This window comes from Caenibius tardaugens NBRC 16725 (assembly GCF_003860345.1).
In the GTDB taxonomy this organism is placed as follows: Bacteria; Pseudomonadota; Alphaproteobacteria; order Sphingomonadales; family Sphingomonadaceae; genus Caenibius; species Caenibius tardaugens.
In genome coordinates this window covers 1,325,103-1,339,142 of the sequence record NZ_CP034179.1, presented here as the reverse complement: position 1 = coordinate 1,339,142, position 14,040 = coordinate 1,325,103, and the positions used below count along the sequence as shown (strand labels likewise).

Genomic DNA, 14,040 nt, shown 5'->3' with positions numbered 1-14,040 from the left:
GATTGCCGGGCAAAACAAATGTTGGGCCGCCCGGCATGGTGGCCGCTGCGGGCGGGGTTTGCAGGAACGAAAAATATTTCTTCAAAACCAAAGGTTATCCGGTTTCAAGGCGATGTAGCGCGTAGATGCATTCACGGTTGCAGTTGTGGCGATGGACGCTAACAACGCCGCATGGCCGCTGCAGATGGCATGGGACGCAGGATGATGAGGGTGTGTTGAACAAGGAACCGAACCGCATATACGCCGCCATCGTTGGGCTGATTGTTCTGGCATACGGGATATTGCTCAGCCTCGCCGGTGGCTGGCTGATCTTCAAAGGCGGTACGCTCTATTATCTGGCGGCCGGTCTTGGGACGGTGCTTTCTGGCGTGCTGGTGGCACGCAGACGGCGCCTTGGTCTGCTTGTCTATCTCGGTGTCGTTCTGCTGACACTGGTCTGGGCGATCCGCGAGACGGGAATCGATCTGTGGCTGACCTTGCCGCGTGTGGCCGCGCCGCTCGTGGCTGGCCTGTTCGCATGGTCACCCTGGTGGTTCGCCCGGCGTGCCCGGTCATCGGGCGATCACGGGCCATCGCATAAGGCGGCAGCTATCGCGGGCGGTGTTGTGGCGATCCTTGGCATAGGCGGGTTTGCTGTCACCAATCATACGGCCAAGGCCGACGCCACGGTGTCGCAGGGCGCGGCGATGCCCGGCGATGCGGCGCAGTGGTTGCACTATGGCAACGATCTGGGTGCCAGCCGCTTTTCCCCCGCCGATCAGATTACGGCTGCCAATGTCGACGGGCTGGAAGTGGCCTGGGTGATGCGCATGGGGGCGCTGCGTCATCTCAAGCAGGGCAATCTCCCCGCACTGGAGACGACGCCGCTCAAGGTTGGTTCCACGCTCTATGCCTGCACGCCGGAAAGCACGGTCATTGCCGTGGACGCGGCGACAGGCAAGGAACGCTGGCGGCATGACCCGCGGCCGGACATGACCGGCATCGGCACGATCACTTGCCGGGGCGTTGCCTATCATGCCGCGCCTGCTGCTGCGGAATGCCGGCAGCGCATCATTGCGCCAGTCGTCGATGGCAAACTGGTCGCCATCGATGCACAAAGCGGGGCATCTTGCCGATCCTTTGGCACGAACGGGACGATCGATCTGCGCGAAGGGCTGGGCGAGGTCCTGCCGGGCTATTACAGCCTGACATCGCCGCCGACGATCGTGAACGGCGTGATTGTCGTGGGTGGTGCGATCAAGGATAACGCATCGGTCGATGAACCGTCCGGTGTGATCCGGGGTTATGATGCGGTGACCGGCGCCTTGCGCTGGGCCTGGGATCCGGCGGCCGCGCCCGATGCCCCCCCAGCCGCGGCGGGGCAGATCCATACGCGTGGGGCGCCCAACGCCTGGGGTGTGGCCAGTGGCGATGCGGCGCTGGGACTGGTCTATGTCGGCATGGGCAATGCCACCCCCGATTTCTTCGGCGGGCTGAAAGACGATAACAAGGCCCGTTATGCCAGTTCGGTCACTGCGCTCGATGTTGCCACCGGGCGCCCGCGCTGGTCCTTCCAGACCGTGCATCGCGATGTCTGGGACTATGACGTCGCCGCGCAGGCATCGCTTGTCGATCTCGATACGCCGAAAGGGAAAGTTCCCGCGCTGATACAGGCGACCAAGAGCGGGCAGCTTTTCGTGCTGGACCGGCGCACGGGTGAACCTCTGACGCCGGTGGACATGCGGACCACGCCGCGAGGCGCTGTGCCCGGTGAAATTCTGGCACCTGCGCAACCGTTTGCCACAACACTGCCATCGCTCGTGCCGCCCGATCTGTCAGAAGCGTCGATGTGGGGGCTGACCCCGTTCGATCAGGTCTGGTGCCGCGCCCGCTTCCTCGAAACCCGTTACGAAGGGATGTTCACACCGCCATCGGTGCAGGGCACCCTGTTCTACCCGTCGTCCGTGGGCGGGGTGAACTGGGGCGGCGTGGCGATCGATCCGGAGCGGCAGCTCATGTTCGTCAACGTGAACCGCATTGCGCAGATCTGGACGCTGGTCCCCCATAGCCAGAAAGATCAGGCGATCGCGCAGGGCAGCAAGAAGAAGCAGCCGTTGCAGGAACAGGGCTATTATCAGGAACAGGCCGGGACGCCTTATGGTGTTGCGCTCGAAATGTTTCTTTCGCCGCTGGGTATTCCCTGCACGCCGCCGCCCTGGGGGGTGCTGGAAGCCTTCGATCTGAAACATAAAACGCGCCTCTGGTCGCGCCCGCTGGGCGGCACCCGCGACCAGTCGCCGTTGGGGATCGATGTGGCGTTGGGCACGCCCAACTTCGGTGGATCGCTGGCGACGCGGGGCGGCCTGACCTTTATCGGGGCCGCCGCCGAAAACCGGGTGCGGGCTTTCGACAGCCAGACCGGCGCGCTCAAATGGCAGGCGGATGTGCCCGCCGGGCCGCAGGCAACGCCGATGACCTATGTGGAGAACGAGCGGCAATACGTCGTATTCGCTGCTGGCGGTTCCGCCATGCTGGGTACCGCGCAGGGGGATTATCTGATCGCCTTCGCCTTGCCGCAGAAACGGTGAAGGCGCCCACGGCAGTCCAATCTACCGAATACCACGATCAAAGGAGTATATACCCGTGACAGATCTGCCTGAAATGGCCTCCGGCATGCTGGGCGATGCGACGCAAGGCGTGCCTGGCGCGCATATCCGCGACGTCTTCAAACGTTATGGCGAGGCGCATAGCGCGGGCGATGTGGACGCGATCCTTGCGCTGTTTGCCGACGATGCCGTGGTGCGCGATCCGGCCAATGCCCCCGAACACCGGGGGAAATCCGCTTTGCGCGCGTTTTTCGAAGCCGGAATCGAAGCGTCGGGCGGCCCGATCGCGATGACGCTGGAAGGCAATGTGCGCATCGCGGGCAACGAAGGCGCGGCTGCCTATATCGTGCGCACGATTAACAGTTCCCCGGTGTTCCGGGTGGACACACTCGATGTGATGACATTCAACGAACAGGGGCTCATCGCGCAGATGATCGCCTATTGGGGGCCGGAAAACTTCCAGCAGGAAGGCTGATCGCGGCGTTGACATTTTTCGGGGCATGGGCGGGGGCATGTTCCGGCGATCGGCCAGGATTACCCGGGCCTTTCGCCTGGGTGTCACTGAAGGTCATAGGATCGTTAGGCCTACTGTGAACCGGCGCCAGCCGTGTTACATTCGGCCCGACAAGGTTGCAGTGCGGGTGACAACACCGTGCGCATGCCCATGGGATGGATGCTGAAATATGGCGCCGCTGCGTATGCGTGGCGCTGGTTGTGGGCATTCCATCGTGCAGGGCATCGCGGGAAACGGTTATCCGCGTACCTGACGGAAAGGGAAGTCCATGAGCGAGCATGCCGTACATCTGCGTAACCCCGAAAAGCTCTTTATCGGCGGGGAATGGGTTCGCCCGTCCGGAGACAGCCAGTTCACCGTCGTTTCGGCGCACAACGAACAACCCTATGTCAGGGTCGCCGAAGCGACGGCGGATGATGTGGAGCGCGCGGTGGCTGGCGCCCGCAAGGCTTTTGACGGCCCGTGGTCACGCACCACGCATGCGGAACGCGCCGCCTATCTCGGCCAGATTGCGGCCAAGCTGATGGAACGGTCAGGCGAAGTGGCCAGTGCCTGGACCAACCAGATGGGTATCCTGAGCGGTGCCGCGCAGATGGGCGCCCCGGCCGCCGCGGGTGCGTTCGCATCCTATGTCGAACTGGCAGCGACGTTTCCCTTCGAAGAACAGGTGACACCCAGCTATGGCGGGGGCAACGGGCTGCTTGTGCGCGAACCGGTTGGCGTCGTGGCGGCAATCGTGCCGTGGAACGCCCCGCTCACCCTGATGGCCTACAAGGTGGCCCCGGCACTGCTGGCGGGCTGCACAGTGATTGTCAAAGTTTCCCCCGAAGCCCCCATCGAAGGGTATATTCTGGCCGAAATCTGCGAAGAAATCGGCTTGCCCGCCGGGGTTTTGACGATGCTGACCGCGGATCGCGCGGTGTCGGAACTGCTCGTGCGGCATCCCGGGGTGGACAAGGTCAGCTTCACCGGTTCGACAGTGGCAGGGCGGCGGATCGCTTCGCTGTGCGGCGAACGCATTGCGCGCTGTTCGCTGGAACTGGGGGGCAAGTCCGCTGCGGTCATTCTCGATGACTATCCGCTGGAAACGGCGGCCCAGTCGCTCACGCAGTCGCTGATGTTCATGAGCGGTCAGGTCTGCGCCTCGCTGACGCGGGTGGTGGTCACGCAGAACCGCCACGATGAACTGGTCGATGCGCTGCGTCAGGCGTTCGGCACGATCACGGTGGGCGATCCCTACGATCCCGGCACCATGCTCGGCCCGCTGGCGATGGAGCGGCAGCGTGATCGCGTGCTGAACTACATCCAGCAGGGGCAGGCGCAGGGTGGCCAGTTGGTATGCGGCGGGGGCCGACCGGCCGAACTCGATCGCGGCTGGTTCGTGGAACCGACGCTGTTTGCCAATGTCGACAATGCCAGTGTGATTGCACAGGAAGAAATCTTCGGCCCGGTGCTGAGCGTTATTCCCGCCCGTGACGAGGAAGACGCCATCCGCATTGCCAATGACACGATCTACGGCCTGAACAACGCCGTTTTCTCCACGGACAACGACGCCGCCTATCGCGTGGGCCGGCGCCTGCGTTCGGGCACGGTCGGGCAGAACGGGTTCCGCACCGATTTCGGCATCGCCTTTGGCGGCTTCAAGCAGTCGGGGATTGGCCGCGAAGGCGGGCGGGAGGGGTTGCTGCCCTATCTCGAAACCAAGACCATGCTGCTGGATGGCCTGCCGTCGCATCTGGCATCCTGAAAAAACACATCTGCAAAGGGGGGCGAAAATGCCAGTCGAAAGTCGTGCCGCGATCATGTTCAGCCCGCGCGAACCGTTGCGGGTGGAAACGGTCACCGTTGCCGATCCCGGGCCGCGCGATGTGCTGATCCGGCTGGATGCGGCCAGCCTGTGCCATTCGGATCTGGGCTATATCGATGCCAAGTTCCCGCATCCCGTACCCGCCATTCTGGGGCATGAAGGGATCGGCACCGTGGTACGCAAGGGCGCGGATGTCCGTGTGGTGGATGAAGGGGATGTGGTGATCCCCTATCTTCTGCCGGATTGCGGTGAATGCCCCTATTGCCTGTCGGGCCGAACCAATTTTTGCGTGCAACTGGGCCGGTCCTATGCCCCCGGATTCCCGACCTGGTTCAGTTATCAGGGGACGCCGGTGCATGGCATGCTCTCGCTCGGCACGTTCTCGGAATACCTGGTCGTGCCGCAGGATCAGGTGCAGAAGGTCAACCCCGCCGCGCCGCGCGGGCAAGCCAGTTGCATTGGCTGCGGTGTCACCACGGGCGTTGGCGCGGCGCTGATCACGGCGAAAGTCGAGGCGGGGTCCAGTGTTGTCGTGTTCGGTCTGGGCGGTGTCGGGCTGAGTGTCGTGCAAGGCGCGCGCATCGCCGGGGCGACCACGATCGTGGCGGTCGATCTCAACGCGGACAAGGAAAGCGCGGCCCGCGCCATGGGCGCCACCCATTTCATCCATGCCGCCGAAACCGATCCGGTGGCCGCGGTGCATCGGTTGACCGGCATCGGGGCGGACTATGCGTTTGAATGCGTGGGCAGTGCCAAGGCGTTTGAACAGGGCCTAGCCTGTCTGAGTGCGGGCGGTTGGGCAAAGATGGTCAGTGTCGGCCTGATCCCCGACGAGGTGCCGATCCCGGGCAACTGGACGAACTTCGTCGGCAAGATCTGGCAGCAAAGCCTGATGGGCGGGGCGCGTCGCAAGGATGTGGCCGGTTTTGTGGATTGGTTCATGGACGGCAAACTCGATCTGTCCGCCATGGTTTCCCATGAAATCACGCTGGATGACATCAACCACGGGTTCGATCTGATGCGCCAGGGCAAATCGAACCGGGCGGTGATCCGCTACAGCGACTGGTAATCCGGGCGCAGGACGCGCGGCCCGGCTTCAAGGCGCGGGTTGCAGCGTGGCTCTCAACGCATCCTGCTGTGCGATAAGGGCGGCTGTGGCCAACACCCGGCGGGCATGGGCAAGGTGCAGGCTGGCATAGCCATCCTGCGCACCGCCTGCCGCATCAACCTGGGTGCGGGCGTGGGCGATTTCTTCCACATTCGGGCCGAACGCGGCATTGGCCATGCCGATCGTGGCGGGGAGTACCACCGATTTCCCGTCGAAACCCCATTCCACCCCCTGCGCGCAGCTTTCCGCGAAACCATCGGTGTTGGCGTAGTTGGGATGCACGGCGTCGATGATTGTCAGGCCATGGGCGCGGGCGACCAGTACCGCATGGCTGAGCGCGTGCAGCATACCCAGACGGCCTGCCGTTTGTCGGACATGCAGCGTTTCGGCAAGGTCGGTGCCGCCGATCACCAGACCGGCGATGCGCGGGCTGGCCGTGGCGATCTCTTCCGCCCGCAGCACGCCCAGCGGGGTTTCGACAAGGCACCAGATGCGCAAGGCCGCAGGCGCCCCTCCGGCATCGAGAATCGCCGTGACCTGCCGTACCATGCCCGCCCCTTCCACTTTGGGGATCAGCACGCCGTCCAGCGGCAGCGTGGCGGCCATGGTGCAATCGCCATGCCCCCAAGGGGTGTCGAGGCCGTTCACGCGCAGCAGGCGTTCGCGGCCTGCCCCGTCGGGTATGGTGCGCAAGGCATCGGCAATCCGTTCGCGCGCGGCCAGCTTGTCATGCGGGGGGGTGCCGTCTTCCAGATCGAAGCAGAACATGTCGGCCGGGAAGGACGGATAAGCATCCAGCATCTGGGGATAGGCCCCGGCGAGGTAGAGCATCGAACGGCGCAGAGGTGGGGTATCAGCCATCATGGTGCCTTTCAGGCCGGGAACATCTTGTCCGGATTGAGGATATGGGCGGGGTCCATTACCCCTTTGATCGCTTTCATCAGCGCCAGTTCCGCAGGCGTGCGGGTGTAGCCGATATAGTCGCGCTTGGCCGTACCGATGCCGTGTTCGGCAGAGATCGAGCCGTTGAAGCGTTGCACCGTTTCGAACACGGCGGTGTCGACTGCGTGGTGGGTATCGCCATCGGCCTTGCCGGTGCCGACCATGAGATGGAGATTGCCATCGCCGATATGGCCATACGTCACGAATTCCGCATCGGGAAAGCGCGCGCGGACATGGGCCTTGGCCGCAATCACGAAGGCTTCCATTTCTGATACGGCGACGCTGACATCAAAGGCGAACAGTGGCCACATGCGGCCCATCGGTTCGTTCAGATCTTCGCGCACGGCCCACAGGCGATCGCGGTCCGCACCCGACTGGGCAATCACCGCATCGCTGGCGAGGCCATCGCTGAGGACCCCGGCCAGAACATCTTCGAACCGGGCGGCATCGCGTTCGGGTTCGGCCCCCATCGCTTCCACCAGCGCATAGAACGGTGCGCCGGACGGCAGCGGCGCAGGCCGTTTGTCCGCATTGGCGGTGGTGATGAGCGTGTAGAAATCGTCCCACATCACTTCGAACGAGGACAGTGTGCCCGCCATGTCCCCTTCGAGCCGCCGCAGCAGGGTTACGGCGTGGTCGAAGCTGGAAAGCGCAAGAAGGGCGGTCTGGGTGCTTGTGGGGGCCGGGCGCAGGCGCAGCACCGCCCGGGTGATCACGCCCAGCGTGCCTTCACTGCCGATCAGCAGATGCTTGAGATCGTAACCGGCGTTGTCCTTGATCGTCTTGTGCAGGCCCGACAGGATTGTGCCGTCGGCCAGCACGGCCTCCACCCCCAGCACCATGTCGCGCATCATGCCCCAGCGCAGCACGCGCACCCCGCCCGCATTGGTGGCGATATTGCCGCCGATCGTGGCGGTACCGCGCGCGCCGAGATCGAGCGGCAGGATCATCCCTTGGGCTTCGGCCCGGTCCTGCACGCTTTGCAGAATACACCCGGCTTCGACGGTCATGGTCATGCTGGCGGGGTCGACTTCGAGGATGCGGTTCATCCGTTCGAGCGACAGCGCGATGCCCCGCGGCGGCGCATCCGCACCGCCGACCACACCTGTCCGCCCGCCTTGGGTGGTCACGGGTGTTCTGAACCGCTGCGCCACTTTGAGCACCGCAGCCACCTGTTCAGTGTTGCCGGGGCGGACCACAAATCCCGGTCGTGGCAATGGCTGGCCACGCAGATCGGTGTGATAGCGCAGATCGATCGCCGCCCCTGTAAACACCTGATCGGGGCCGACCGCATCGTTCAGCGCGGCATGAAGATCGTTCGCTACGTTCACGGCAGGCCCGCCCCGGCAAAGCCGACATCGATGGCCTCGATCCGCGATGTCATCTTGGCCAGTGCCACCGCGGGTTCTTCCTGTTCCGCCGTGCAGATGTACAGCGTCCTGCGATCCGGCCCGCCGAACACACAGGCGAAGGGATTGCGGCCTTCTTCGCTCGGCACCAGATGCGTGATTCTGCCGCCGTCCTCCACCCGGATCACGCCGGGCCCCCAGCAGCACGAAACCCACACCGCACCGGTATCATCCAGACATATCCCGTCGGGGTAATAGCCATCGGGCAATTGCGCGAAGACACGCCGGTTGGACAGGCGCCCCTGTGCGTCCCGATCGAAGGCGCTGAGACGGCAGGCCCCGCTTTCGGCAATGATGAACGTGCGGCCATCGGGGCTGAGCACCATGCCATTGCCGCTGGTCATGTCGTCTGCCGCCTTGTGCACGCTGCCATCGGGTTCCACGCAGAGCAGGGCCGCCGCCACGGCCGGTTCGCCACCGCGCCAGTCGAACCCGTGCTGCACCGCATAGGCACGCCCCTGCGGATCGACCAGCATATCGTTCAACCCGGCCTTCGCCATATGCGATAGGTCCGCATGGGGGCTGAGCTGCCCATTGTTCCAGCGATAGATCTTCATTTCGTGTACCGCCACCACCAGCAGGCTGCCATCGGGCATGAAGCCGATGCCCGATGGGGAATCCAGTGGGGTGACCACCGTTTCCAAGGCCCCATCGCCGTTCATGGCATAGACGCTGCCGCCGTGAATGTCGGCAAACCACAATCGCCCATCGTGCCAGCGGGGATTTTCCGCAAAGGCAAACCCATCGGCAGCGATATCCGGCTTTCGGGTAAATTCGTGCACTGACATTGTGTGGCCTTTCGCTGGTATCAGACGGTGATCGGCAGGCGGACCCAGCCGATCTGAAATTCGGATGTGGCGCGTTCGCCCCCGGCTTCATCGATGGCGTAGTCGGGGAACCGGCGCAGCAGTTCTTCCACGATCAGCCGCCCTTCCAACCGTGCGATATGGATGCCGATGCAGAAATGCGGACCCATGCCGAAGGCGACGATGCGGCGCATCGGGCGATCCCACTGGAACGTGTCGGGATCGGCGAACTCGCGCGCGTCGCGATTGGCCGATGCTGTGAGCAGCAGCACCCGTTCACCCGCGCGCATCGCGGTTCCGGCTATCACGGCATCCTGTTTCAGCGTGCGGCCGAACCATTGTGCCGGGCCGAACATGCGCACCATTTCCTCGAAGGTCGAGGCGGCATGGGCGGCTGGGTCGGCGGCGGCGGCGGTGCGCTGGTCGGGGCGCAGCCAGAGTTCGCGCAACCCCCCGGCCATGACCTTGGGCAGGGATTCCGTGCCGCCGATCAGGATGCTGATCAGTTGCTGGGTAATCTCGTCATCGGTCAAGGGGCCGCGTCCGGGAATCTGCGCGGCCATCAGCCCGTCGATCATGCGCGGATCGCCGGGAACCGGGCCATCGCGGCGCTGCACCACCAGATGTTTGATACGCGCGGCGATTTCGGCAATTGCGGCCCAGCCGTCTTGCGTCATCCCCGGCTGATCGGGCGCGCGGGCAACCGAGCGGTTGACCAGCATGATGGCATCCTCGATCTCGCTTTGCGCAAAGCCGACGATATGGCACGCGGCCCCGGCCGATACGTGGCTCGCAAGGTCGAGATTGATGTCCATTCGCCCGGTATCGGCCAGCACGTCGAGCCTGCGCCGCACCAGATCGCGCAGCATGGGCTCCATTTTGGTGACGGCACCCGGCAGCAACGATGCGCCCATGGCCCGGCGGACCTGCCCATGGACCGGCGGATCGAGATTGTTGAACAGATCGAGTGGAACCAGCGTAGGTTCGGGGACGGCGTCACCCGCAGGCGCGGTCAACAGTTCGCGCGAAAACACCTGTCCTTCGGCTTCGGTGAACCGATCCCTGTCGAGAAAGGCGTTCCACACATCGTCGAACCGCGACAGCGCCCAGGCGCGATATTGCGGCAGCGGATAGACCGGATGATCCGCGCGCAGCCTGTCATAGAACGGTTGCGGATCGACCATGGCCTCTGGCGAGAACGGGTCGTAGCGGAAGGCGGGTTCAGCACCCATGGCGTGTGGCTCCGGGCCGGAATCTGGCAAAGGCAGGGCGCATGGGTGAACGGACATCCTCTTCTCGACTGGCGCGGGTCGTGCTGCCCCTGCGTGACAATCTGCGGCGGAGGCTATGCCGCCGACCATGCCATGAACAGGACAAAGACTATTCCAAACCGCACATGTTTTCGAAAACCAACATTTTAGGGCGGCTATGCGGCTTGGAATGGCGCGGGTGATTGCCTAATCCTTGCACGGTGGTGAGGATGGCGGAAACAAGGAACGGACGCCCATGAACGCAAAATCAGGCGTGCAGGCATCTGCGGCGCGCGCGCGCGATTATCAGGTCGATGCGATCTACGCGATGCCGGGGGTCAATCTGCAATTGCGCACTTATCATCACGAAACACCCAGCGAGAGCGGCAAGGCGCGGGCGGATCACGTCCTGTCCGTCAGCCTCAGCGGGCGCGGACCCGGTTCGACCGGGCGTTATATTCGCGACCGGCACGAAACGGGCTGGTTCCGGTTTGGCAATATTACCTTTGTACCAGGGGGTGTTCCGATCGTTGGCCGGGGTCCCGGGGGGATGCAGCAAACGCTATCCTGCCGGTTCGATTACGGGGCTTTTGCGGATCTGGCGCTGTTTGAAGAAGGCTTGACGGACGAACGGCTGCTGGCCTGCGGCGATATCCGCGCGCCGGGGATGGAAGAGATGATGCGGCGGCTGGCGTGGGAATTGCGCTCCCCCGGGTTCGGGCGGGAAACGATGATCGATCTGTTGGTCCGTGGGGCGATTGTCGATGTCGTGCGGCATATCCGCCAGTCCGGGGACTGCCCGTCGCGCCGGTCTGGTGGCCTTTCACCTGCGCAATTGCGGCGTCTGACCGATTATATCGATGCCTCGCTCGATCGCAGTCCGACCATTTCGGAACTGGCGCGGGTCTGCGATCTTAGTGCGGGGCACCTCATGCGCAGTTTCCGCCAGACTACGGGTGAAACGATTCACGACCATGTTCAGCGCGTTCGGATTGCGCGCGCGCAGGCGATGCTGATGGAGCATGACCATTCGATCAAACAGATCGCGCATCTGCTCGGTTTCGCGACGCCCAGCAGCTTTGCGGTCGCGTTCCGGCGGTTGAGCGGGCAGAGCCCTTCGGGATTCCGCCAACGCAACCGTTCGCGCGGGGTTTAACGAAACCCGCGTCTCATAAAATTGCCTGCGGGGAATTTCAGTGGCTGTTGCCGCCTGATCTACCGCAAATCGGCGGACGATACGATGATCACCACCCGCCGGTTTTCCCGCCGCCCCGCCGCGGTCTTGTTGCTTTCTATGGGGTTGGTCATGCCGCGCCCGATGGGGACGACCCCCGCGCTATCCATGCCGCCTGCAACCAGCGCATCGCGAACCGCTTCCGCACGCTTTTGGGAAAGCGTGAGATTGTAGGCTGGCGTGCCGGTGGAATCGGTGTTCCCCTCGACACGCGCGCCCCGCACCTCAATGCTGAGGAGAGTTCGGGCCAGCCCATCCAGCCGTGCAATCTGTTCGGTGGCCAGTTTGTTCTCATCTGTTTTGAACAGCAGGCGATCAGACATGCCAAGATGCCATTCATCGCCAACCTCACGAAAGCCATTTTCCTTGAGCACGGCGATCTTCCGGGCAACCGGATCATCTGCGGGGACTGTCTGGCAGGCTGCGACTGCGAACAACAGGAGTGAAAGCAGGTATTTACCCATATGTTTCTTGCACCGATGAAAATCTGCGCCGCTTCAGCTTGTGTTGATACATGCGTTCGTCGGCTTGACGGATGAGATCCGGGGATGACTGGGCATCACGCGGGTAGAGGGCATGGCCAATACTGATCGATGGGGCGATCGTATGTGTATCGTTGACATCGAACGCGTGAGATAAGCTTTCGTCTATACGAGAGGCCACAGCCCGTAAAGTATCGTCATCCGGCAGGGCGCTGACAATGACCGCGAATTCATCTCCGCCTATGCGGAAGGCGTGATCGGAGGGTCTGATCGCCTTACGCAACCTCTCGCCGACTGCCATCAGCATGGCGTCACCCACGATATGGCCATATTGGTCGTTGATCGATTTGAAATGATCGAGATCGAGGTACAACAGGGCGAAGGCGGCTTCCTTACCCGGTGCGTCGGTGATCATACCATTGATAACGTGATCGAAAAACGCGCGGTTGCCCAGCCCGGTCAGAGGGTCGTGCAGGGCGTCATGTTGCAATTTGTCTTTTTCGTCCTGCAAGCTGACATGCCAGCCTTCCAGTTCGTTGAGAAGCGCGTTGAAATCGTGGCCGAACCTGTCGAGTTCGGCAATGCCAGAGGGGGCGACACGCCGTTCCAGTGCGCGATCCTGCCGCACGGCATGGGCCACGGATGCGATATCCTGCAAGGGCTTGATGACGCCGTTTACCAGTTGCCGGGTGAGGATGCGCATCGCCAGTAGCGCACCCACCACGCAGCACAACAGGCTCAACCCGCCATAAAGCAGGAAGTTGGTCAGTACCGAGGTGTCACCGGCGACGTGCACTGTGCCGATCAACTGGCCATCCCTGCGGATCGGACTGACCGCGTGGGCAATGCGAAACAACTGTTCGACACGGGTGGTTTCGGTGTTTGTGTCGGAAGGAGAGTGGAACCAGTTGGCGAGCAATCGGCCATCGGGTGCGCGCAACTCCACGAAGCGCACACCCTGCATGCTGGCAACAGAAGCGATGCCATCGCGTGCGGCTTCCATGTCCTCGAACACGACTGCGGGTTCGACGGTGTAGCTGATGCTCCGTGCGACGAGGGAAAGGTTGCTCTGGAAGTAGTACCGGATCGTGTGCACGCCCGTACCGATCAAGGCCGCGCACAACAGGAAAAGGGTCAGCAGCATCAGGCGCCGGTTATAGCGGTCGAGAACGTCGCGGATGCCGGGCAAAGGCTGCGAGGAACGGCGCACCATGGTCAGTGTTCCTTCGACAGCCGCAGGACGCGGGGGTCAATCCGCAGGGGTGATCGCGAAATCGCATCGATATTTAATTGAAAGGATAGCGTATTCGATCTGAATGAAAGACAGAACATCACTTCGCTGGCGCTGCAATCGCTGTCGCGTTCGATGAGTGTCAGTACGGGCTTCCCGCGTACTTTGGCGGTTGTATAGCGGATCGATGTCAAGGGGAGATGCCCGAGATAAAGAGCATCGCAATCGTTCATGTTCTCCGTAATGGAGCCCAGTTCATCAACAGTGACCTTGGTGCCATTGAGCAGCGCGATCGCATCCAGCTTGGCCGTGTGCGAACTGGGTCCGAGAATACAGAGCCGGATCGGTTGCGGCCTGTTCGGCCACCGCGTATAATTGAAAATCGCTTCGACCATTTGTGCGGTGGCTTCGCTTTGCGCATCGCCATCAGCGGCAACGGGCACAGCTGCCGGCACCAGGGACTGTGCGAAGACCGGGCCGGGCAGCAAAAGCAGCGTGAGAGCTGCGATAATGTGCTGTATCTGCGACAGGATAAACCGCCCTATGGAAACCTGACGTCGCCCATTCCATCGAAACGCAATATTGGCAAGGGGCTATGGTGATCCATAACGGGACGTAATGTAAAGAAATTACTGGTTTTCTGTAGCGAGACCTGCCGGATTATCGCGTTGT

At 62.8% G+C, this 14,040-nt stretch carries 12 protein-coding genes; 5 read left to right on the top strand and 7 right to left on the bottom strand.

What is annotated here, in order from left to right:
• Window positions 1–215 precede the first annotated feature (215 nt).
• The 4 genes from EGO55_RS06040 to EGO55_RS06025 all read left to right on the top strand — a co-directional run bounded on the left by EGO55_RS06040 (window position 216) and on the right by EGO55_RS06025 (window position 5,975).
• Entirely contained in the window at window positions 216–2,567 is a 2,352-nt protein-coding gene (locus tag EGO55_RS06040; protein WP_040716376.1) for a membrane-bound PQQ-dependent dehydrogenase, glucose/quinate/shikimate family, read from the top strand.
• Window positions 2,568–2,622: 55 nt separating this feature from the next.
• Complete coding sequence (locus EGO55_RS06035) at window positions 2,623–3,060, top strand: nuclear transport factor 2 family protein (protein WP_021690964.1); 438 nt, start codon at window positions 2,623–2,625, stop codon at window positions 3,058–3,060.
• A gap of 307 nt (window positions 3,061–3,367) precedes the next feature.
• A complete protein-coding gene (locus EGO55_RS06030) occupies window positions 3,368–4,846 on the top strand; it encodes an aldehyde dehydrogenase (protein ID WP_021690965.1) in 1,479 nt (492 codons plus the stop codon).
• Between the two features lie 28 nt (window positions 4,847–4,874).
• Window positions 4,875–5,975, top strand: a complete 1,101-nt coding sequence (locus EGO55_RS06025) for a zinc-binding dehydrogenase (RefSeq protein ID WP_021690966.1) — start codon at window positions 4,875–4,877, stop codon at window positions 5,973–5,975.
• Between the two features lie 27 nt (window positions 5,976–6,002).
• Here EGO55_RS06025 and EGO55_RS06020 read toward each other — a convergent pair whose 3' ends face one another.
• Genes EGO55_RS06020 through EGO55_RS06005 form a run of 4 tightly spaced genes read right to left on the bottom strand, consistent with a single transcriptional unit; the run spans window position 6,003 to window position 10,403 of the window.
• Window positions 6,003–6,875 carry an HpcH/HpaI aldolase/citrate lyase family protein gene (locus tag EGO55_RS06020; protein WP_040716444.1) on the bottom strand — a complete coding sequence of 291 codons (873 nt, stop codon included), beginning with the start codon at window positions 6,873–6,875 and terminating at the stop codon, window positions 6,003–6,005.
• An 11-nt stretch (window positions 6,876–6,886) separates the two neighbouring features.
• A complete protein-coding gene (locus EGO55_RS06015) occupies window positions 6,887–8,287 on the bottom strand; it encodes an FAD-binding oxidoreductase (protein ID WP_021690968.1) in 1,401 nt (466 codons plus the stop codon).
• Window positions 8,284–9,153 (bottom strand): SMP-30/gluconolactonase/LRE family protein, encoded by an 870-nt coding sequence (locus EGO55_RS06010; RefSeq protein WP_021690969.1) that lies wholly within the window; start codon window positions 9,151–9,153, stop codon window positions 8,284–8,286. Before EGO55_RS06010 ends, EGO55_RS06015 begins: the two co-directional genes overlap by 4 nt.
• 20 nt (window positions 9,154–9,173) lie before the next feature.
• Window positions 9,174–10,403 carry a cytochrome P450 gene (locus tag EGO55_RS06005; protein ID WP_021690970.1) on the bottom strand — a complete coding sequence of 410 codons (1,230 nt, stop codon included), beginning with the start codon at window positions 10,401–10,403 and terminating at the stop codon, window positions 9,174–9,176.
• A gap of 274 nt (window positions 10,404–10,677) precedes the next feature.
• Between EGO55_RS06005 and EGO55_RS06000 the strand changes: the two genes are divergently transcribed.
• Window positions 10,678–11,577 (top strand): helix-turn-helix domain-containing protein, encoded by a 900-nt coding sequence (locus tag EGO55_RS06000; protein ID WP_021690971.1) that lies wholly within the window; start codon window positions 10,678–10,680, stop codon window positions 11,575–11,577.
• Window positions 11,578–11,636: 59 nt separating this feature from the next.
• On the opposite strand, the gene yfiB is transcribed toward EGO55_RS06000, so the two are convergent.
• From yfiB to yfiR, 3 genes are read right to left on the bottom strand one after another with little or no spacing between them, the layout of a single operon-like run.
• Entirely contained in the window at window positions 11,637–12,119 is a 483-nt protein-coding gene (gene yfiB, locus EGO55_RS05995; protein WP_021690972.1) for an outer membrane lipoprotein YfiB, read from the bottom strand.
• Window positions 12,112–13,350, bottom strand: coding sequence for a diguanylate cyclase DgcN/YfiN (gene dgcN / locus EGO55_RS05990; RefSeq protein ID WP_021690973.1), 1,239 nt, complete (start codon window positions 13,348–13,350; stop codon window positions 12,112–12,114). Before dgcN ends, yfiB begins: the two co-directional genes overlap by 8 nt.
• A gap of 2 nt (window positions 13,351–13,352) precedes the next feature.
• Entirely contained in the window at window positions 13,353–13,823 is a 471-nt protein-coding gene (gene yfiR, locus EGO55_RS05985; RefSeq protein WP_124916737.1) for a regulatory sequestration protein YfiR, read from the bottom strand.
• Window positions 13,824–14,040: the final 217 nt, after the last annotated feature.

Coding starts and splice junctions, on each gene's coding strand:
- EGO55_RS06025 (WP_021690966.1), top strand. CDS start 4,875: ATGCCAGTCGAAAGTCGTGCCGCGATCATGTTCAGCCCGCGCGAACCG.
- dgcN (WP_021690973.1), bottom strand. CDS start 13,350: ATGGTGCGCCGTTCCTCGCAGCCTTTGCCCGGCATCCGCGACGTTCTC.
- yfiB (WP_021690972.1), bottom strand. CDS start 12,119: ATGGGTAAATACCTGCTTTCACTCCTGTTGTTCGCAGTCGCAGCCTGC.
- EGO55_RS06005 (WP_021690970.1), bottom strand. CDS start 10,403: ATGGGTGCTGAACCCGCCTTCCGCTACGACCCGTTCTCGCCAGAGGCC.
- EGO55_RS06000 (WP_021690971.1), top strand. CDS start 10,678: ATGAACGCAAAATCAGGCGTGCAGGCATCTGCGGCGCGCGCGCGCGAT.
- EGO55_RS06030 (WP_021690965.1), top strand. CDS start 3,368: ATGAGCGAGCATGCCGTACATCTGCGTAACCCCGAAAAGCTCTTTATC.
- EGO55_RS06020 (WP_040716444.1), bottom strand. CDS start 6,875: ATGGCTGATACCCCACCTCTGCGCCGTTCGATGCTCTACCTCGCCGGG.
- EGO55_RS06010 (WP_021690969.1), bottom strand. CDS start 9,153: ATGTCAGTGCACGAATTTACCCGAAAGCCGGATATCGCTGCCGATGGG.